Origin of the sequence: Streptomyces sp. NPDC001406 (assembly GCF_042895285.1) — a bacterium.
Taxonomy (GTDB): Bacteria; Actinomycetota; Actinomycetes; order Streptomycetales; family Streptomycetaceae; genus Streptomyces.
Genome location: NZ_JBIAWG010000002.1, coordinates 257,629 through 276,000, shown reverse-complemented (window position 1 = coordinate 276,000; position 18,372 = coordinate 257,629). Strand labels below are relative to the sequence as shown.

The window sequence follows — 18,372 nt, the reverse complement described above, 5'->3', positions numbered from 1 at the left end:
AAGTAGTACCGCCACCCTTGTACTGCCCAGAACCAAGGTAACGGGAACGCAAAGTCTTCCGGTCTGCGGTGATGCACGGACCCGGAACCCTTCCTGTTCCCCCATCACCGAGCGTCGTTGACTGAACATCAGCCGTCACGCCGGCTCGGCATGACGACATGGAGGGCAGCTCCGCTCTGCGTCTCGCGTCGAACTGGGCGCCCTCAGATGATCTTTGATCACCTTGACCACCTCCAGCCCCTTGACCCCATGCCAATCGCACCGGTTAAGCGGTTCGCTCTTGTAGGCCAGCTACTCGACGAGCGGGAGCACCCCACATGAACTCCTCTACTGGCAGGTCCACCCCCGTGATTGCCTTACGACTGGGCGGCATCGGCCCGCAGTTGCGCAGTGGGACTGGCTCCCGATGAGCCCCGCCACAGCCGTCGCCACGCTCGCTGCAGAACTGCTGCAACGGACCGCCCGCGGCTTCGCGGTGGCTTTCACGCCGAAGGAAGACCGTGTCGGGCGCATGCGCCGGATCACGGTCGCGCACCTGCGGCTGTGGCGGGTGGCTGGGCCGATCGCGGACGACATCGTGCTCGCTGTCTCCGAGCTCGTGACCAACGCCGTCCAGCACGGCGATGGCGACGTCGCCTTGGAGGTCCTCTACACCGACGATGAGGTGCGGGTCGAAGTCACGGACGGTAGCCCGGAGCCCGCTCAGCTCAGCAGTGCTCAGCCCGGCGACGTCTCCGGCCGGGGCCTTTTCATCGTCGCCGTCCTCTCCCTGGAATGGGGTGTGAGTGACGACGGCCGTAAGACCTGGGCCCGGTTCCGCGTCCCCGCGGGGAGGCCGTGATGATGACCACGCGCCCGCGCCCCGCCCCCGAGCCATGGACTCCTCCTCACGACGCCGACGTACTGGCGGCTTTCGCTGGCCGGCTGAAGGTCTGGAAGCCACTCGATGTGGAAGCGCTTCTGGACGACGTCGCAGATGCCTTGGACGACTTACCGCCCACCGCGATGGACGTGCCGGATCTACTTCAGCGCCTCCAGGCCCATCTCGGCCAGCTCGCGACCATCTCAATCGCCAACGAGGCCAGCGAGAAGGAAGACGACGTTGCCCGCCTGCTCGTCCGCGGCGAGACCCTGCGGGCCTCTCCCCTTCCATCCGAGCCCGCCAAGGCCCAGGGGCACCTGCGCCAGGTCGGTTGGGTCGTCAACGAACTCGTTGAACGGCTCGTCGAGGCCCAGTACATGAAGGGAACGGAATGAGTACGGCTACGGCGTCCCGCCCCAGGCCCCATACGCGGCTCCTGGCCGCACGGGACGCGTTCGACTACGACTACTTTCGCGAGCGGCTGGCGGACCCCGGTCTCGCCGACGCTGGCGTCGCGGTCGCACTCTTCCGCATCCCACTGCTGGCCGTCCCAGTGGGCGGCGAACGACACGGCGGATACACGAGCTTCGAGCAACTCGTGGACGCCGTTCAGGCCCGCGCGCTTCTCAGCACCGTTCCCGGCTTCCCGGACCTGCGTATCCGCTGGTCGCCGTATCGCGACACCTGCCACACCGTCGAGTGGGGAGAACCCAGCCCCTCTTGGTGGGCGAGCGACGAGGTCTTCGGCCGCTTCTACGGCTACAGCGCCAACGCCATCGCTGTCTTCGTACGGCATCGCTCACAGACTCCCTCTCCAGAGTTCTCCGAACGTGTTCCCCCACGGCCCAGAGTCACCTGGAGGGGGCCCAACTTCTCACCGCGGAAGTGAGATTCGACGCGTCGTGCTGGCAGATCGCTCATGCCCAACAAGGAGGAGAACAGTGACCACGACGACTGTCGCCAGGATCACCCTCGCCCCGAGGGAGCAGCAGGTCCTCGAGGGCCTGGCCGACGGGAGCACGCTGGCCGTGGTCGCGCTGGACCTCAAGATCCGCGAGGGCACGGCTGCGGGCTACCTCAAGCTCGCCAAGCGCAAGCTGTACGGCATGAGCGAGAACGCTGCCGCGCTCGCCGTCGCCTACACCACCGAAGCCATCACCCGCCCGCAGCTCCTAGACCCCGAAGCGCTGTTCCTGCCCGATGACCAGCGTGACCTCGTGCCGCTCCTCGCCCGTGGCATGGCGGCCGCGCAGATGGCCACCGAGCTGAAACGACCGGTCGACATCATCCGCAGGGACGGCCGTGACCTCCTGACCAATCTTCGGGCCAGGAACCGCGCCCACGCCATCAAGAGGTCCTGGGAGCTTCAGGTCCTGACTGCGGAGCAGGTGGTTGCATGGCTGCGCTAACCCCTTCCGTCCCGGACAAGGTTGAGGTCCTGGCGAACGTCGAGACGGTGCTCGCCTGGGACGTGAAGGGCCTTGAACGCCCGTCCCTCCAGGACGCGACGGGCATGGTCGAGCAGTTCACCGAGTTCGGCCGGACCGTCGCGGAGGACTTGCGGACCCAGTGCCTCGGCATTCCCGCGGACTCGGAGGCCGGGCGAAGTGCACAGACCATCCTCGGCGAAGCCGACCGTCGGCTTTATGCCTCACCCCCGAACCCCCTCAGCCAACAAGCGGCCACGCACCGCGCGCAGAACCTCGCCCGGCTCGTGAAGGGCCTGCTCCGCGCTGCCGGGCAGGTCAGCGAAGAACAGGCCCGCGCTGCACCGAGACCACTACGGAGATAACCCCCAGGACTGGGACCTCCTCCCTGGCCATGTGGACCACCGCGCCCGTGCGCGGAGGATCCAAGGCCGTCCCCCGAGGAGGAGGTGGCGCCAAGACATCGCGCCCCGGCCGCGCTCTGTGGGGGGGGAGCAAGCAGCCGGCCCGCTCAACCGCCGCCCGTCGTCGGCGACGGGCGGGTGCACCACCCGGTAACCGGTCCTGCGAAGACGGCTCGGTGCCGGACGTCACGTGTGGGGAGGAGCCCATCTCCTCCCACCGGGTTCCTCCCCACACGAAATTGCTCAACCCCAGATGCCGGGGTCCACGCGGTTCACCGCGTGAACCGATGACTCCGGAGCCCTTGCACCATCAGCCCACTGCCCCAAGGAGGCACGTAATGACCGTTCAACTGGAGCACCCGGTCACCATTGAGCAGCTGCCCGTCGACGGCGCCGCTGTCACCGACGACCCGTTCCAGCTCGACATCACCTTCATCGAGGGGACGCCTGCGACCGAGACGGTGCTGATGTGCAGCACCGGCGACAACTGCGGCAGCTCCTGCCCGAGCGCCTGCACCACCTCGTAAGACAGGTCAGCCCGATGGCGTGGGTCGGACGGAGCTGTTCCGTCCGGCCCGCGCCCCGCCTACCAAGAACGGAGTGAGGGGATGACGCGCGTACGGCACAGCCTGTACCGAGCCGCCGGAGAACCAATGCTGCGTGCCGCAGTGAACCTCACCGAGCCGAGCATGCCTCCCTGGCCAGGTCCCACGGCCTCGCTTGAACAGTGGCGTGCGTGGCTGCGTGCGGTGTGGGCCGACGACACCTTCCAGCAAGCCGTAACCAGCGCCAGCCCAGATCTGGCACGCCAGGTTCAAGCAGTGCTCGCCGGGCGGTCTCCGGGAGTGCGCCGGGTGCGGCGGGCGGCACTGTCCACCGCCCGGTACGCGATCCGATACGCGCGCCGCCCCACTCCGTACGGTCTCTTCGCGGGCGTCGCGCGCGTCGAGTTCGCCGACACGGCGGAGGTCCGCGTCGGCGACGAGCACCTGGCTGTCGCCCGGCATGACCCGGTGGCGCTCGATGTGGCAATCAGCGGCTGGGAGGCGGACGGCAAGCGGATGGCTGACGTCGACGTGTGCGTCAACAACCTCGTTCAGAAGCGCGGCGAGCGCGTCTACGTCCCGTCCGAGGGCGCCTCGGAGTTCTCCCTCGCGCTGAGCCCCGCGCTCAAGTTGATTCTCGACGCCGCCCGCTCCCCGGTCCGGTACTCGGTCCTCGGCGACAAGCTCGCCGCCGACTTCCCCACCACGACCGCACAGCAACGAACCGGATTGCTCGGGGAGCTTCTGCACGTACGACTGCTCCGGTCGTCGCTACGCGCACCCGCTACGGTCATCGACCCCACCGACACGTTGCCGCCCGCGCTGCGTGACGAGGTCCGCGAAAGGACGGCGGCCCCCGATTTGCGGCTGGACGCCACGGTGCGGCTCCCGAGCACGGTCCTCACGGAAGCGGAGACAGCCGCGACCGTCCTCGCCCGGATCGCCGCGCACCCCAACGGCATCCCGGCTTGGCGCCGATGGATCGAGCAGTTCACCGAGCGCTACGGCGAGAGCGCCGAGATTCCGCTGAACCTGGTCCTGGACCCCGAAAAGGGCTTGGGCTTTCCCGACGGGTTCGGCCAGGTGTCCGAGCCTCCCCGCCCCATGGCTCGGCGCGACCGGCTGCTGCTGGAACTGGCCGGAACCGCAGCCGTCGAAGGCGCCCGCTCCGTTCCCCTGTCCGGCGCGATGATCGAAGAACTGGAGGCCGCCGCGGGCAAGCCCACCGCCACCGCGCCCCACCTCGAACTCGGCATGCGCCTCAACGCCCGCTCGACCCGCGCCCTGGAACGGGGGAACTTCCGGCTCCACGTATCCACCGTCTCCCGTTCGGCCGGCTCGATGACGGGCCGGTTCTGGCACCTGTTCCCGCACACCGGAGGGACGTACACCGACCTGCCCACCGTCGAGCCCGGCGCGGAGCTGGCCCAGCTTTCCTTCCACGCCGGACGCGTGCCGGCCGACCTACTCACCCGCGCCCCGCGCGTGCTGCCCAGGGTGGTCAGCGTCGGCGAGTTCCGGCACCCCGAGGAAGGCGTGCTGTTCCCCTCCGACCTGGCCGTCGGCCTCCGCGACGGCCGCCCCTACCTCGCCGAGGCTGCCACCGGCACGCACCTGGAACTGCTCGCGCCAACCGCGCTGAACTTCCTGTGGAACAACTACACTCCGCCACTGGCCCGGTTCCTGGTCGAGATCAGCCGGGCCGCCACGCCACAGGTGACCTGGTTCGACTGGGGCTCGGCATGGACTCTGCCGTTCACCCCGGCGGTGCACTACCGCCGTTCGATCCTGGTGACGGCGCGATGGAAGGTGCGGGCCCGGGATCTGCCCGATCGCACCGCGTCGCTGGATGAGTGGGCCGAGCAACTGCACGCCTGGATGAGCCGATTCCGCGTGCCGGACCGCGTGCTCTTGGCCGAAGACGACCAACAGCTCCCGCTCGACCTGCGACACGACATGCACTTGGACCTGTTGCGCGCCCACCTGGCTGCCAGCCCGATCGGCGTCGCGACCCTGCACGATGCGCCGCCGCAAGACGCGGACGGCTGGATCGGTGGCAGGGCCCACAACCTCGTCGTCCCCCTGAAGGCCCGCTCATGACGGCAACAGCGATTCCAACCCGCACGCAGGATCTCTCCGAGGGCACCCTCGGGATGGCGCTGCTCCACATCGAGCGCGGTGATCACTTGGCCGCGCGGCGCTACCTCGCCCAGGCCGTGGCGGGCGGCGTCAGCGCCGGAGGCAACGCCTCGCTGTTCCACGGTGCCCCCGCATTGGAGTTCGTGCTCTCTCGCGCCGGACATGCCGGCCGTGTAGTCCGTGACGCCGTCGACCGCGTCGTGGACTCCCGGCTGGCCGCCGCCCATCGGCGGAAGGCTGCGGGCACGCTGCCTCATCTGGCAGAGTTCGACCTCATCCGCGGGCTGACCGGGCTGGGCGCACTGCTGCTGACCCGAGGCGCGGACTCGCCCCGGCTCCGGAAAGTGCTGGCCTACCTCGTGTCCCTGGCGCAGCCGGTCCGCATCGAGGACCGGGAGCTGCCGGGCTGGTGGTCCGCGGCTGGGCCTGGCGGGGAGGAGATGCCCGGCGGGCACAGCAACAACGGTGTTGCTCACGGCGTCGCCGGTCCCTTGGCGGTGCTCTCTCTCGCCGTGCGGCACGACGTCCATGTGCCGGGACAACTCGACGCCATCGAGGTATTCGCGCGCTGGCTCGACACGTACGGCACCCGTTATTGGACCACGTACGACGAACTGCTGGTCAACGCGCCGCCCGAACCTCAGCTCGCGCGCCAGTCCTGGTGCTACGGCCAACCCGGCATCGCCCGCGCCCAGCAGCTTGCCGCACTCGCGCTCGGCGATTCGATCCGTCGGCAGGCGGCAGAGGCCACCGTCCTGAGGACCCTGACCGACCCGTCCCACCTCGGCCGGATCGTCGACGCAACGCTGTGCCACGGATGGGCCGGACTCGTGACGATCGCTCGCGCCGTCGCTGCTGACAGCCCCACGCCAGAGCGCTTCTCCCCAGTGATTGACGACCTGAGCAGGCGTCTGGCCGCGGACCTAGACCGACTGCCCAAGCCCGGCTTCATGGAGGGCCGCAGCGGAGCGCACCTGGCCGTTGACGGCACGAACACCACGGACTGGACCAGCGTCCTGCTGATCACCTGACCCGCCCTCAACCGAACTGACGCCCCCGACAAGGAGCCCCAGCCGATGGACTTCGACGACGAGAACCTTCCGATCACGGCCGATACAACCTGGTGGCATGCCAGCGTGGCGTTTCCTGGGCGGGCGGTGAGTAGTGAGGCCGCTCAGGCACTGGCGGCCGCGCTGGATAACCAGCGCTTCCACTTCCTCCGTAAGGACACAGGTCTTCGGCTGCGCACCGAGCGTCCCGTCGGCACTCTGCTGGACCGCCTCGTCGCCGACCATCTGGCCACGGGATGGGTCGGCGGCATCTACGAGCCGGAGACCGAGGCGTTCGGTGGCCCGGAGGGTATGGACGTGGCGCACGACGTGTTCTGCGCCGACAGCCCCAGCGCCCTGTTCGAGACCGGCCTGCCCGGTGGCCGAGAGTGCGCTGTACTGCTGCTCTCCGCCATGATCCGCTCGGCGGGACTGGACCCGTTCGAGGCCGGGGACGTCTGGGCGAAACTCGGCGCCCTGCGGCCGCCCGTCATCCCGCCCACCGGCCCCGCGCGCGACCAGGCGGTGAGCGCCATGCGGCGGCTGATGAACGCCGACTCGGCGCAGCGGCCGGACGCTGAACCCGGATGGGCCGAACGTCTCGCCGCCTTCGAGAACGCTGGCCTTCGCCTGCGCAAGCTCGCCACTGATGGGCGCCTGATACGCGGCCTGCGCGCCGTTCTCGCCCATCACGCGATCTTCGCGTTCAACCGTGCGGGAGTACCTGCCGCCGAGCAGGCCGCTACCGCATGGCTAGGCCGCGAGGTCGCCTTTGCCGCAGGCGAAGGGGCCGACGTGTCTACTCGCCGGTTCACTTCCCCGGACCCTAATGTCGCTCGAATGGAGACCACCGTGACACCCGTTACTGACGCCGCCGACATGCGTGAAGCCCTGGTGAACCGCCTTGTCGGCAGCGGCCATCTGCGCACCCCCGCCGTCATCGATGCCTTCCGCACCACCGAGCGCCACCAGTTTCTTCCCGGCGTCGACCTCGAATCGGCGTACAAGGAGGACGCGGTGTCCATCAAGGAGGACGAGCACGGCGAGATGATCTCCTGCATCTCCGCACCCTCGATCGTCGCCACCCAGCTCGAACAGCTCGGTGCGCAGCCAGGAGACAAGGTCCTGGAAGCCGGGGCCGCCACCGGCTACAACGCCCGCCTGCTGGGCAAGCTCGTGGCTCCCGGCGGTCACGTGTGGACCGTGGACGTCGACCAGGACCTCGTCGACGGCGCGAGCAAGAACCTCGCCGAGGCCGGGGCTACGAACGTGACGGCGGTGCTGGCCGACGGTGCTGCCGGCCTCCCGGAGCATGCCCCGTACCACCGCATCCAGTTCACGGTTGGCGCAGGCGACGTGCCGGTGAAGATCCTCGATCAGCTCGCCCCCGGCGGACGCCTGGTCCTGCCGATGCGGATTCGCGGCAGCATCTCCCGCAGCTTCGCCTTCGAGCGGGACGGCGACGCCTGGAAGACCGTCTCATGCGAAATGTCGACCTTCGTGCCCCTGCGCAAGGGCGTCTGCGACGACATCTACACCTTGGTGCCCATGGAAGGTGAGGGCAACGTCCGCCTGGAAACCTTCAGCGAGCAGACCGTCGACCGCGACGCGATCCGCACCGTCCTCGACCAGAAGCAGGCCAAGGTCTACACCGGCGTGAAGTTCCGGCAGGGCGACCCCTGGGAGTGGCTGTACCTGTACCTGGCCTCCGTGCTGCCCAACGGTCTGTCCCGCCTGCCCGGCCAGCGCCCCGGTTTCACCCCACACTTCGGCTGGGGCTCCATGGCCGCGCTCGACGGCGACAGCCTGGCCTACCTGGCCATCCGCGAGGGCGAGGACGACAAGGGCCGCTTCTGGGAGATCGGCGTCATCGGCCACGGCTCCCGTGCCACCGAACTCGCCGACCAGGTCGCGGGCGAGATCCGCGACTGGGATGAGGGCTGGGGCAACACCGCGCCGGAGCCCACCTTCCGCATGGCCGTCGGCGACGCCCGCGACAAGATCACGGCCGCCGACCCGCGCTTCATCATCGACAAGGCGTACAGCCGCCTTGTCGTCGACTGGCCGCGCAAGGGCTGAGCCCGTGATCCCCGCGATAGCCAGCCGCATCCCGCTAGTCCGTCGTCCCAAGGCGCCGGCGCTCCCGCTGGACGAGCGAATCACCCACCTCACCGGGCTGACTATCGCGCCCGCTGACGCGGGTCACCATGACCTGGTGGCCCGCGCCAGTGGCGTCCTCAACTACGCCGCTCTGATCGCCTCCGACGTCGGATTACCCGACCTGGCGGCTGACCTGTGCTGGAGGCAGCACCGGGTCTTCGCCGACGCCGGGCGCCTCACTGGCGGCATCGCCGTGATGTCGCTGATGCCCCTCATCAACATCTCCCGGCTACTGACCCGCGAGGGCGACGGCAAGGCCGCCTACGACGTCCTCACTCGGCTGTACCGCGCCGCCCAGAAACGCGATACCGCCGAGATCCACGGCCACACCGTCGACCTCGCAGCCTTGATCGACACAGACGCCGACCACCGCAAGGTCTGCGAGGAGCTGTGGATCACCGTGCTCGTCGACGGTGCCAGAGCCCTGGCACGGATCGGCCGATGGACCGAGGCCGCCAAAGCCATGACCTCGTACCGCGGCATCGGCAACCGCCTCCTCGACGGCCGCCAAATCGAGATCATGGCCCTGATGGAACGCGGCCTCGATCAGCAGGCCCGCGACACGATCGACGCCACCGCCCCGACTGAGCCGTGGGAGAACACCATCGCGGCTCTCCTGCGTGTCTACTGTCGGCCCCCGTCGGCAGTCGTGCCGCAATCAGACCTGGAACTCGTGCTGAGCAAAGTGGCCACGCTGATCGCCGAACCTGACCCCTCAACCGCCGTCTTCCAGACCCGAGCTGGTCTCGCCGCGCTCGATCTGGTCCACAACCGGACGAGCCCCAACGTGGGCCCGTTGAACGACGCAGTCGCCAACGCGGCTGCTCTGGATGCATGCGCCGCCCGGGACGTCCTGACCCACGCTGCCGCGTGCTCGTCCCTGACCGGCGAGCAGAGTCGGAAGCTGGACACCGCGATCGCCTCGTCGGGGCTGGGGGCGGGGCGCCTGCCCGAGCACCACATGCACGCACTCACGGAAGCTGTCGACAAGGGCGAAGTCGCGCTTCGCAGCCTCCTGTGACTCCACACGTACACCGAACGCCCAAATAGCAGGAGATGCCTGCTAGTTGGGCGACTTGACGTTGTCGGACTCAGTGGCGACAGCCCGTCGCCTCTTGGGAGGCAGACACTCGCTGGAAACCTCATCCATCACAGGCGCATCAGGTGTCGGCGATTCGGCCAAGTCGCGCCACTCAAGAACGGCCCTATCACCGCGTCCACACGTTCGTTCCCTTGCGCCTCAAGGCCCCCAGTGCGTCCGAAATCGAGCGCGTTCGATTCCGCTGTTGCGTCGTTATGCCGTGCATCGCCGAGCCATCCAGGTGCGACCCCCGACCCCCCCAGGAGGGACACAGGTGACTGTGACTGACGCCTCTACTGCAAACGCTGAGACGCCACCCCCTCCGCCACCTGCGGAGATCCGCTACAGCGGCGAGTACTCCATCAACCCGCTCGGCGATGTGTCGTTCGCCCACATGTGCGCTCGCCTGCCGTCCGTGCTGCGCCGCATCTCTCGAATGGCCTGGCACCTCGACCGCACGGCCGTTCTCCTCCTCGCCGCCTGCCAACTGGTCACAGGCGCCGCCGCCGCAGTCGGTCTGACCGCGACCGCTCGCGCCATGCGACCCGTTCTTGGCCCCGGAGCTGTGACCGACCGTCTTCATCAGGCACTACCCGCGCTGCTCGTCGTGGCCGGCGCGGCGGCACTCGGACGGCTGTCCAGCGCGCTCGCCTCGTACGCGGGTCGCAGGCTCACCCCGCACCTGACGACCTATGCGGACACCTCGCTGGTCGAGGCGGTGTGCCGAGTCGAAGTCGCTGCCTACGCCCAGGACGGCTTCGCCGACCGGCAAGAAGCCGCCGAGATGGGCGTGGTGCGCACGACCGTGATGGTGAACGACGCACAGCGATTCATGGCCGCTCTCATCAGGATGGTGGCCGCGAGCGGAGTGTTGTCCGTGCTGCACTGGGCGATGCTGCCGCTGCTCCTCCTCGCCGTCCTGCCGGCCGGAGTCGGCGCGGTTCTCACCGCGCGCGTCGACTACGAAATGCACTACGCGAACGTGTCGGACCGCAATGTGCGCCACATGATGCGCTGGTGGGCCACCACGCCGAAACACGGGGACGAAGTCCGCGCCAACGGCATGACCGGCTATCTGCTGTTCTGGTATCGGTCACTGTCCGAGCGCATCGACCGCCGTCTGCTGGACTCCGCTCCACGCACCTTGCGCATCACCCTGCTGTCCGCGACGGCTGGCGGCTTCTTCCTGCTCCTGGCCTGGGCCGCCCTCGCCTGGCTGGCCACCACCGGGCGCATCGAACTCGCCGTTGCCGCGACCGCGGTCGTCGCCGTTCAGACCACGCTCGTAGCGCTTTCCCAAGTGGTCATCAACGGGGCGGCCCTGTTCCATACCAGCCTCTACCTGACCGACATGCAGACGTTTCTCGACGACGCCGCACAACGGGCCCCACAGCGTGGTGAGTTGGAGGCTCCCGCGACCGTGGAGGAAATCCGGATCGACGACGTGGTCTACCAATACCCTGGCAAGGACAGCCCGGCCGTCGACGGCGTATCCCTCACGCTGCGCCGTGGCGAGATCCTGGCCATCGTCGGCGAGAACGGCAGCGGCAAGTCCACCCTCCTGCGCTTGATCACCGGCATCTACCTGGCAGACAAGGGGCGCGTTCTGTGGAACGGCGCAGACCTCTCCACCCTTTCCCAGGACAGCGTCTGGGCCCGTACAGGACTCGTGCCGCAGCTCTTTGCCCAGTGGCCGCTGCGCGTGCGCGAGAATGTCACGCTCGGGCAGCCGCGGACCCGCGATGACCTGCCTGTCTGGGAAGCGATCGACGCCGTAGGCATGCGAGAGGCGGTCGAGGCGCTGCCGGACGGTATCGAGACGCTGCTTGCCCGGGAAGTCTTCGGGGGCGCCGAACTCTCCGGCGGGCAGTGGCAGCGCTTGGCCTGTTCTCGCGCGATCTACAGGCGCCCTGAAGTACTCATCCTGGACGAACCCACCTCCCAGATGGACGCCCGCGGTGAGCATCAGATCTTCGAGAAGATCAAACGCGGCGCTGCTGGCCGCATCACAATCGTGGTCACTCACCAGTTGGAAAACACCCGCCTCGCCGACCGCATCCTCGTCATGGACAAAGGCCGAGTCATTGAGCACGGCCAGTACGAGGAACTGGTCAACTCCGACGGACTGTTCGCCGAGCTCGTGGCCCTGACCCAAGACCGATGACCCGTACCGGCGCAGAGTCGTTCCCCGCCGCCCCCACGCACAGAAGCGAGACACGCATGGCTGATACCTGGCAGACGATCGCCCGCCTTGCTGGCCGGTTGGAAGACCACTCGGTCCTTCCCCGCGAGCAACGCATCTTGCTCCAGCTCCTCAAGATTCAGGAGGAGGCAGGCGAGGTCGCCGAAGCGGTGATCGGAGCCATGGGGCAGAACCCCCGCAAGGGGCACTCGCACACGTGGGATGACGTCGAAGCCGAGGTCTGCGACGTCATCGTCACCGGCATGGTCGCCCTGGCCCGCATGAACCTCGATGCCGAGGCCGTGTTCGCGCGGCACATGGACCGCATCGCCTCTCGGGACCTGATGGCGCAGGGCGAGGCCAGCGACGCTCGGACCGTGAGCAGCCACCCCGACGCGACGACGGGACGGCAGAGTTGAACGCGCACACAGTGAACAGGCAAACCTGGGTCCGCTACGGCCAGATGCAGCTCGATCGCGGATACATGCCACCAGTTCCCGACCGACTGAAGTGGGGGTTCTGGGACGGTGTAGGACCAGGTGCTGACGTGCTCGGGCCGCTTCGCGGAAAACGAGTGCTGGCCTTCGGATCAGGCCCCGGACACCAGGCCGTGCACGTGGCACGTGATCACGGCGCCCTCGTCGATGCAGTTGAGCTGTCGCCGACCCAGCATCGACGAGCGGTCCAGCACTTCAGCCAAGTGCCCGGCGTGCGGTTCTTCAACGCCGACGTCGTTGAACATCTCCGCACCGCCGAGGCGTACGACGCGGCGTACGCGATTGGGACTCTCGCGTGCAACGACCCGCACTACCTCCTGCCGGCGCTCAGGGACGGGCTCGGAGACGGCGCTCGACTGGTCTTCTCGGCCCTACACACCAACCTCCATGGGCACGGACCTTCCTCCGGGGTAGCGCCCCGCGAGGAGACGATCCGCATCATCGGTCAGGAGCCGATCCCGGTGCAGATGTGGGTGCTGACGCCGCAGCTGTGGGAGGACCTGCTGGTCGACTACGGGTTCCGCGTGGAGGATAACGAGCTGCTCCGCGCTCCCGAGGCCGACAACCCCGTGGTTGTGCAGCTCATTCGCGCCCGCCGCCTGCCGGACCGCCCCAGACGTATTACGAGTCGGCCGCGCACCAAGCGCCCTCCGATCCCTCATGCAGCGGTCGGCGTAGGCGCCATCGTGCTCGGTGAACAGGGCCTGCTGCTGGGCCGTCACCGCCGCGGAACGATCGAGTTGCCCGGCGGGACCGTGGAGACGCGCGACGGCTCTCTACAGGATGCGGTGGTACGCGAACTCAAGGAAGAGACTGGCCTGGTGGCCCGCTCTGAGGACGTTGTCCTTCTGGGCACGCTCGTCGACCACGTTGGCGACGTGGTGCGCGTCACCGTCGGTGCCGTCGTCACAGCCTGGCAGGGGCAGCCCTCCACACAACCAGACGAGAGCGTGGGCAACTGGGACTGGTGGCCCCTCGACCAACTGCCTCAGCAAGATCTGTTCGAGTGCAGTGCCCAGATCCTCGCCGCCTGGCGCCCCGGCCTACCCATCGACGATACCCCCGCCCACTTCACCCCCTACGCCCGTGAACCGGAAACGGCGTCGGAACCGGGAGACAGAAACGCCCGAACGCGAGAGAAGGCGCCTTGATCCAAGCCGAGCTGAGGGCGTTGTAGGGCGCCAATCGACCGCCGCTGATGAGCGGTCGGTGTAACAGATCACCGCCCGCCGACGTTCCGCGCTGTGAACGGGTTGACCGCTTAAGTCAACCCGGCAGTGATCCGGAGGAACGGTGACGATCGCGACAGCCCCCCATTCGCTCGAGACTGGCCGCTCTCACCTGCAGGAGAGCCTGTTCTCCTGGCTCGTGCCCGAGGGGCCCCCCGTGCCGACCCCGGCCCCAAGCTCGACGCCAGAACCCGAGCAGAAGGCCGCTCCCCGTCCAGAGCCACCGGCCGCCAAGGGAGAGGCACCCGACCTCTCCCACGTCTGGGTAGTCGCCGCGGAAGTCGAGGTCACCCCGAAGATCGCCAAGACGGCCGACTGCCGCGGCAGCTTCAAGGCCACTGAAGGGCAGCGCATCGATGCGCTCGAGGTCTACTGCAAGGGCTGCCGACGCCCCTACGACGAAGTCACCGGCCAGGACTGCGCAGCGAAGATCGACAACCGGCATCTGATCGGCGGTGACCAGAGCACCCGCGCGAAGCGGAAGATCCCGGTACCGCCGAAGAACGCCCGCGTCGTCCCTGGCGGCACCATCCAGCGCCGCGGCATCGGCGCCTACATGTCCGGGGTGTCGCGGCCCGCTCGCTGACCGCGCGACACTAACGCCGCCCGCTGTTCATGGTGCGCGGCGTGACTACTCAGCAACCTCAGCCGTCGAACGACGACCCGACCGGCATCACTGGGTCGGTGCTTCCCGACGCGAAGATCGGCCGGGAGGCCTTCGGGCTTCTCCTGCTCTCGTTCGGTGTGCTCGGCGGCCTCGGTGCGCTGGGCGCCCTGCATTGGGCCGCGGGCCTGTCCGCCGCCCTCGTCGGACTGTGCGCCAGTGGTGTCGCCGTCCGCCGCAACTCCAAGCAGCGATGGCAGCAAGACGTCGGCGCCATGGCCGCATTCACGGCCTACGCGGGGCAGACCGCCCTCCTGTTCTATCTGCTGGCGCCGCTGGGATGGCTGGCAGCCAGCCTCCTCGCCGTCGCCGCTGGTCTGCGGCTGTCCAGCGATGAGGGGGCCTGATGCCCCGCCAACTCTTCCCCGGCCTCCGCGGCCTCCTCGTCCCGCGGACCGCTGCGCCTCCTCCGCCCACGGAGACGAAGGATCTCCTGGCGGGCAACGCGTACGTGTCGATGACGTACGCCGGCGTCACGAACGTGTGGGGCACCCCTGGCCGCGCGGACGGCTGGGACCTCGAGCGCGTCATCATCGAGGGCTACGAACGCAGCATCTGGACCTTCAAGTCCATCGAGGCGATCAGCAAGCACGCCAGTACCCTGCCGATCCAGATAGGCCGGGGAGGCGACGAACGGCGCTTCGAGGAGACCCTCGATGACCACCCGCTCCTTCGCCTGCTGAACAAGAAGGCCAACCCGCTAGAGACCGCCGATGTCTTCAAGAAGCGGCTGAGCGCGCAGCTTCTTCTGTCGAAAAAGGGCGTGTTCATCGAGAAGACCTACAGCCGCGGCGGCACCCTCACCCGGCTCGATCTTCTGCCACCGGACCGCGTCCAGATCATCCCGGACGACGAGAACGCCGACTACATCAAGCACTTCGAGTTCACGGACTACAGCGGCCGTGTCCGGGAACTGCTGCCCAAGCACGTCATCTGGATCAGGGACCCCCACCCCACCGACCCCTTCTGCGGCGTCACTCCGCTCGAGGCCGCGGGCCTGTCCATCGACCTGGACGTCAAGGCCCGCACGTACAACATCTCATTTATTGACAATGACGGCAGACCGGGCGGCATCGTCGGTATCGATCTGGACGGCGTCGACCCGCGCGAAGTCGACCGCATCCAGAAGCGCCTGGCCCCCGGCGCGCACCACGCCGGGCAGCTCACCCTCGTCGGTACCGGCCCCGGCGGCGTCACATACGTGGACACCTCCGCACGGCCGCGCGAGATGGCGTACGAGACGCTGGCCGGCATCTCCAAGGGCGAGATCCTGGCCGCGTTCGGCGTGCCCGAGAGCATCGTCGGTAACGCATCCGAGCGGACGTACGCCAACGCTGACCGGGAAGACTGGAACTTCTGGGACCACACCGAACTGCCCCACCTCAACCTGGTGACCTCCGGCTTCGACCCTGAGCTGGATGACGGCTGGACCGTCCGGTACGACACCTCCCGCGTCCAGGCCCTCGAGTTCCCCCGGCGCCAGGCCCGGCAGGAAGCCCGCGAGGAGTTCGACAAGGGCCTCATCACCATCGACGAGTACCGGGAGATCGCGGGCCGGGAAGCCTTCAACGTCCCGCAGTCCCGTGCCCTGTGGATCAGCCCGCAGAAGGCGCCCATACCCGCCAACCCGCAGGACGCTGCGGCCCTCGGCCTCGGCCCCGACCCGGCCGCCGGCGGAACTCCCGGCGCGGCGCCCACCGGCGTCCCGCTCCCCCAGGGCGCGGCTCCGGAAGACTCCGCGGCCGCGGACGTGGCAGCCGCGCGCGCCATCGAGCCCGGTCAGGACGCGGCGGCCGCCGTCGCCGCGGCACGAGCGCAGGCCCCCCTCGCACTGCCCGCCGGCACCACGGGCACCGCCGCCGACGCCGTCGCCTCAGCCCGCGCCACCAACACCGCCACCACCCCGGGCGATGCAGCCGCCGACGTCGACCGCGCCCGGAGCGCACAAGAGCAGACCCAGCCCGGCGATGCCGCCGAGGACGTCGACGCCGTCCGCGCCAAGGTCGAGAGCAAGGCCCTCCCCCAGGACGACGGATACGAAGTCACAGACGACGACTTCGACGCCCTCTCCTCTGCCGTGAGCGCGGCCCTCACCGCGCTACTGGCACGCCAGGAAGGCGTCATACTCGCCCGGCTCCGTGCGCCGAAGATCCGTAAGTACACGCGCTACTGGGAGCCACAGGACGCCAACGACGCCCGGCACGTCGACGCGAACCTCGACCAAGACCGCGTCGTCAGCGCCGCCCGCTGGGCCGAGGAAACCACCAACACACTCGCCTCGATCCTGCAGCAAGCCGCGGCCACGACCGCCCGCAAGGTGGGACAGAGCCTGACCGGCACTGACGCCGTTCCCCCTGCCGCGGCCGCGGCCGCACTGGTCTCCGCGGCGTACGCCGGTGAGGCAATCACCGCGATGCTCCGCGACCTCGCCACCCTCCTGTTCGACGCGCAGCACGGAGCTGTCGAACTCAGCGACCTCGAGAACAAGATCACGTGGTTCTACCAGTCAGAGGCGCCCGCCACCGTCGCCCGGATTGCCGAGATGTGCGCCGTCTCGACCATCAACGGCGCAGCAGACGCCGCCGCCGAACAGGCCGGTCCCGGCGTCGTCCGAACCTGGATCACCCGCGGAGACGACCGCGTACGACCCGCACACAAGGCGCTGAACGGCAAGACACTCCCCGTCGGCACCCCGTACACCGTCGACGGCTCCAGCCTCCGCTACCCCGGCGACCCATTCGCGCCGATCGCCCTGACGATCAACTGCCGATGCCGCCTCCACTACGCAACCGCCGAGGAGGCGAACTGACGTGAACACCTACCCCGCCACGCTCGTGCACGTAGTCGACGGCGACACCCTCGACCTCGACATAGACCTCGGCTTCACCATCCGCACACGCCAACGCGTCCGCCTGGTGGGCTTGAACACCCCCGAGAAGAACACCGACGAGGGCAAAGCAGCGAAAGCCTGGGTCACCGACTGGCTCGCTCAACATGGCCCCGGCCTCGTCGTTGAGACACACCGCCGCGAAAAGTACGGCCGATGGCTCGCCACCATCACGTCCCCCGACGGCGCATGCCTGAACACCGACCTGATCGACACCGGCCACGCCGCCCCGTACGACGGCCACGGCCCCCGCCCCCTCCCAGAACCGAAGGAGTAGCCGCCATGTGGGCCGCCATTTGGATCGCCTGGACCGCCGCCTTTGCCCTGGCCGAGGGCATCGCCCTGGCCAACAAGCGCGATGAGGACACCCTGTCGGAGAACGTCCGCCGCCTGTTCCGCACCCGCACCAGCAGAGTCGGCCGAGCCATATTCGCCGCCACATGGTTCGGATTCAGCGGCTGGTTCGCCCTGCACATCCTCACCGAGACCATGTGAGATGTAGCTGGGTTACCGACACCGCTTGCGCAGCGCGGGAAGCCACCTGCCGCAGTAGTGCGAATACTCATGCTGCAGGGAGGGCCATGCGGCTCAGCGGTTTCGACCGCAAGCCTCCTCGCTCATGCCCTTGGGACCACTTACACCGGATCATCACCCAAGAGTTACGAGTGGCCCCTTCCTGTGCGCAGGCGGACATAGCGGCGCTCGCCGGTTGGGCCCACGTAGGTGTAGACAGCGGCAAGTTGCTCCATGTTGCGGCGGCGTCGCAGGGGTTGCTCCTCAACGTTGGGCCGATAACGACGGCGCAGGGCGGGCGATATCGCCTCAGCGATGGTGCGGGCGGCGAGACGTCGCTCTTCCTCGAGCGCTGCGGCCTCTGCCGCCTCGCCTCCTGATGCCGCGATTTCCTGCCGCCCCTTCCTGGGCTTCGGAGGCTCCGGAACGAAGACCCACTGTGCTGGCTTAGCCCGGTCGGCAGCGGGCGAATCACGCTTCGAGGAATACCGCACCGCCCGCCTCTGCGAGGGCGTAGTAATCGCCTCTTCCGCATCCCATCCGTCGTACATGCGACGGCGGAGGACTTCCCGCTGCACCACACAGCGGTCGTCGCGCGCCCACTCTGCGGCGGTCTTTGTCTCTCCGAACGCACGGATGGCCATGTCCAGCCTCCCCTTGACCGGAACGAATGCCGGGGAGTCTACCCAAGGCCCCACCGGACAATGCGGGTTTACGGACCCCGGGAAAACCA

19 protein-coding genes are annotated in these 18,372 nt (G+C 68.4%); 18 read left to right on the top strand and 1 reads right to left on the bottom strand.

The window, feature by feature from the left end; translation table 11 throughout:
• Nucleotides 1-406: 406 nt before the first annotated feature.
• The 18 genes from ACFY1J_RS05280 (at nt 407) to ACFY1J_RS05195 (ending at nt 17,621) form a co-directional block, all read left to right on the top strand.
• Nucleotides 407-841 (top strand): ATP-binding protein, encoded by a 435-nt coding sequence (locus ACFY1J_RS05280; RefSeq protein ID WP_390730667.1) that lies wholly within the window; start codon nt 407-409, stop codon nt 839-841.
• Entirely contained in the window at nt 841-1,257 is a 417-nt protein-coding gene (locus ACFY1J_RS05275) for a DUF6415 family natural product biosynthesis protein (RefSeq protein WP_390730666.1), read from the top strand. Before ACFY1J_RS05280 ends, ACFY1J_RS05275 begins: the two co-directional genes overlap by 1 nt.
• The gene (locus ACFY1J_RS05270; RefSeq protein ID WP_390730665.1) at nt 1,254-1,751 is read left to right on the top strand and encodes a DUF6302 family protein; all 498 of its coding nucleotides are present in this window, start codon (nt 1,254-1,256) and stop codon (nt 1,749-1,751) included. The genes ACFY1J_RS05275 and ACFY1J_RS05270 overlap by 4 nt, the downstream gene beginning before the upstream one ends.
• A gap of 52 nt (nt 1,752-1,803) precedes the next feature.
• Entirely contained in the window at nt 1,804-2,271 is a 468-nt protein-coding gene (locus ACFY1J_RS05265) for a hypothetical protein (protein ID WP_390730664.1), read from the top strand.
• Nucleotides 2,259-2,654, top strand: coding sequence for a DUF6415 family natural product biosynthesis protein (locus ACFY1J_RS05260; RefSeq protein ID WP_390730663.1), 396 nt, complete (start codon nt 2,259-2,261; stop codon nt 2,652-2,654). The genes ACFY1J_RS05265 and ACFY1J_RS05260 overlap by 13 nt, the downstream gene beginning before the upstream one ends.
• 377 nt (nt 2,655-3,031) lie before the next feature.
• Nucleotides 3,032-3,220: an FxLD family lanthipeptide gene (locus ACFY1J_RS05255; RefSeq protein WP_390730662.1), complete on the top strand. Its 189-nt coding sequence runs from the start codon at nt 3,032-3,034 to the stop codon at nt 3,218-3,220.
• Between the two features lie 162 nt (nt 3,221-3,382).
• On the top strand, nt 3,383-5,338 hold the full coding sequence (locus ACFY1J_RS05250; protein ID WP_390730839.1) for a lantibiotic dehydratase family protein: 1,956 nt from the start codon (nt 3,383-3,385) through the stop codon (nt 5,336-5,338).
• Complete coding sequence (locus tag ACFY1J_RS05245) at nt 5,335-6,408, top strand: lanthionine synthetase LanC family protein (RefSeq protein WP_390730661.1); 1,074 nt, start codon at nt 5,335-5,337, stop codon at nt 6,406-6,408. Before ACFY1J_RS05250 ends, ACFY1J_RS05245 begins: the two co-directional genes overlap by 4 nt.
• A 45-nt stretch (nt 6,409-6,453) precedes the next feature.
• Complete coding sequence (gene fxlM / locus ACFY1J_RS05240) at nt 6,454-8,505, top strand: methyltransferase, FxLD system (protein ID WP_390730660.1); 2,052 nt, start codon at nt 6,454-6,456, stop codon at nt 8,503-8,505.
• A 4-nt stretch (nt 8,506-8,509) separates the two neighbouring features.
• Nucleotides 8,510-9,607 carry a hypothetical protein gene (locus tag ACFY1J_RS05235; protein ID WP_390730659.1) on the top strand — a complete coding sequence of 366 codons (1,098 nt, stop codon included), beginning with the start codon at nt 8,510-8,512 and terminating at the stop codon, nt 9,605-9,607.
• Nucleotides 9,608-9,941: 334 nt separating this feature from the next.
• Nucleotides 9,942-11,831: an ATP-binding cassette domain-containing protein gene (locus ACFY1J_RS05230; RefSeq protein ID WP_390730658.1), complete on the top strand. Its 1,890-nt coding sequence runs from the start codon at nt 9,942-9,944 to the stop codon at nt 11,829-11,831.
• Nucleotides 11,832-11,887: 56 nt separating this feature from the next.
• Nucleotides 11,888-12,268 carry a MazG-like family protein gene (locus ACFY1J_RS05225; RefSeq protein ID WP_390730657.1) on the top strand — a complete coding sequence of 127 codons (381 nt, stop codon included), beginning with the start codon at nt 11,888-11,890 and terminating at the stop codon, nt 12,266-12,268.
• Between the two features lie 44 nt (nt 12,269-12,312).
• On the top strand, nt 12,313-13,497 hold the full coding sequence (locus tag ACFY1J_RS05220) for an NUDIX domain-containing protein (protein WP_390730838.1): 1,185 nt from the start codon (nt 12,313-12,315) through the stop codon (nt 13,495-13,497).
• Between the two features lie 142 nt (nt 13,498-13,639).
• Nucleotides 13,640-14,161 (top strand): hypothetical protein, encoded by a 522-nt coding sequence (locus ACFY1J_RS05215; protein WP_390730656.1) that lies wholly within the window; start codon nt 13,640-13,642, stop codon nt 14,159-14,161.
• Between the two features lie 41 nt (nt 14,162-14,202).
• Nucleotides 14,203-14,586: a hypothetical protein gene (locus ACFY1J_RS05210; protein ID WP_390730655.1), complete on the top strand. Its 384-nt coding sequence runs from the start codon at nt 14,203-14,205 to the stop codon at nt 14,584-14,586.
• A complete protein-coding gene (locus tag ACFY1J_RS05205; RefSeq protein ID WP_390730654.1) occupies nt 14,586-17,048 on the top strand; it encodes a phage portal protein in 2,463 nt (820 codons plus the stop codon). Before ACFY1J_RS05210 ends, ACFY1J_RS05205 begins: the two co-directional genes overlap by 1 nt.
• Nucleotide 17,049: 1 nt before the next feature.
• Nucleotides 17,050-17,403 (top strand): thermonuclease family protein, encoded by a 354-nt coding sequence (locus ACFY1J_RS05200; RefSeq protein WP_390730653.1) that lies wholly within the window; start codon nt 17,050-17,052, stop codon nt 17,401-17,403.
• A 5-nt stretch (nt 17,404-17,408) separates the two neighbouring features.
• Nucleotides 17,409-17,621 carry a hypothetical protein gene (locus ACFY1J_RS05195; RefSeq protein WP_390730652.1) on the top strand — a complete coding sequence of 71 codons (213 nt, stop codon included), beginning with the start codon at nt 17,409-17,411 and terminating at the stop codon, nt 17,619-17,621.
• 164 nt (nt 17,622-17,785) lie between these two features.
• Here ACFY1J_RS05195 and ACFY1J_RS05190 read toward each other — a convergent pair whose 3' ends face one another.
• Nucleotides 17,786-18,283 (bottom strand): hypothetical protein, encoded by a 498-nt coding sequence (locus ACFY1J_RS05190; RefSeq protein ID WP_390730651.1) that lies wholly within the window; start codon nt 18,281-18,283, stop codon nt 17,786-17,788.
• Nucleotides 18,284-18,372 lie beyond the last annotated feature (89 nt).

Bases quoted from the DNA above. Each gene is read 5' to 3' on its own strand.
- ACFY1J_RS05280 (WP_390730667.1), top strand. From the start codon at position 407: ATGAGCCCCGCCACAGCCGTCGCCACGCTCGCTGCAGAACTGCTGCAA.
- ACFY1J_RS05275 (WP_390730666.1), top strand. From the start codon at position 841: ATGATGACCACGCGCCCGCGCCCCGCCCCCGAGCCATGGACTCCTCCT.
- ACFY1J_RS05270 (WP_390730665.1), top strand. From the start codon at position 1,254: ATGAGTACGGCTACGGCGTCCCGCCCCAGGCCCCATACGCGGCTCCTG.
- ACFY1J_RS05260 (WP_390730663.1), top strand. From the start codon at position 2,259: ATGGCTGCGCTAACCCCTTCCGTCCCGGACAAGGTTGAGGTCCTGGCG.
- ACFY1J_RS05255 (WP_390730662.1), top strand. From the start codon at position 3,032: ATGACCGTTCAACTGGAGCACCCGGTCACCATTGAGCAGCTGCCCGTC.
- ACFY1J_RS05250 (WP_390730839.1), top strand. From the start codon at position 3,383: ATGCCTCCCTGGCCAGGTCCCACGGCCTCGCTTGAACAGTGGCGTGCG.
- ACFY1J_RS05245 (WP_390730661.1), top strand. From the start codon at position 5,335: ATGACGGCAACAGCGATTCCAACCCGCACGCAGGATCTCTCCGAGGGC.
- fxlM (WP_390730660.1), top strand. From the start codon at position 6,454: ATGGACTTCGACGACGAGAACCTTCCGATCACGGCCGATACAACCTGG.
- ACFY1J_RS05225 (WP_390730657.1), top strand. From the start codon at position 11,888: ATGGCTGATACCTGGCAGACGATCGCCCGCCTTGCTGGCCGGTTGGAA.
- ACFY1J_RS05220 (WP_390730838.1), top strand. From the start codon at position 12,313: ATGCAGCTCGATCGCGGATACATGCCACCAGTTCCCGACCGACTGAAG.
- ACFY1J_RS05205 (WP_390730654.1), top strand. From the start codon at position 14,586: ATGCCCCGCCAACTCTTCCCCGGCCTCCGCGGCCTCCTCGTCCCGCGG.
- ACFY1J_RS05195 (WP_390730652.1), top strand. From the start codon at position 17,409: ATGTGGGCCGCCATTTGGATCGCCTGGACCGCCGCCTTTGCCCTGGCC.
- ACFY1J_RS05190 (WP_390730651.1), bottom strand. From the start codon at position 18,283: ATGGCCATCCGTGCGTTCGGAGAGACAAAGACCGCCGCAGAGTGGGCG.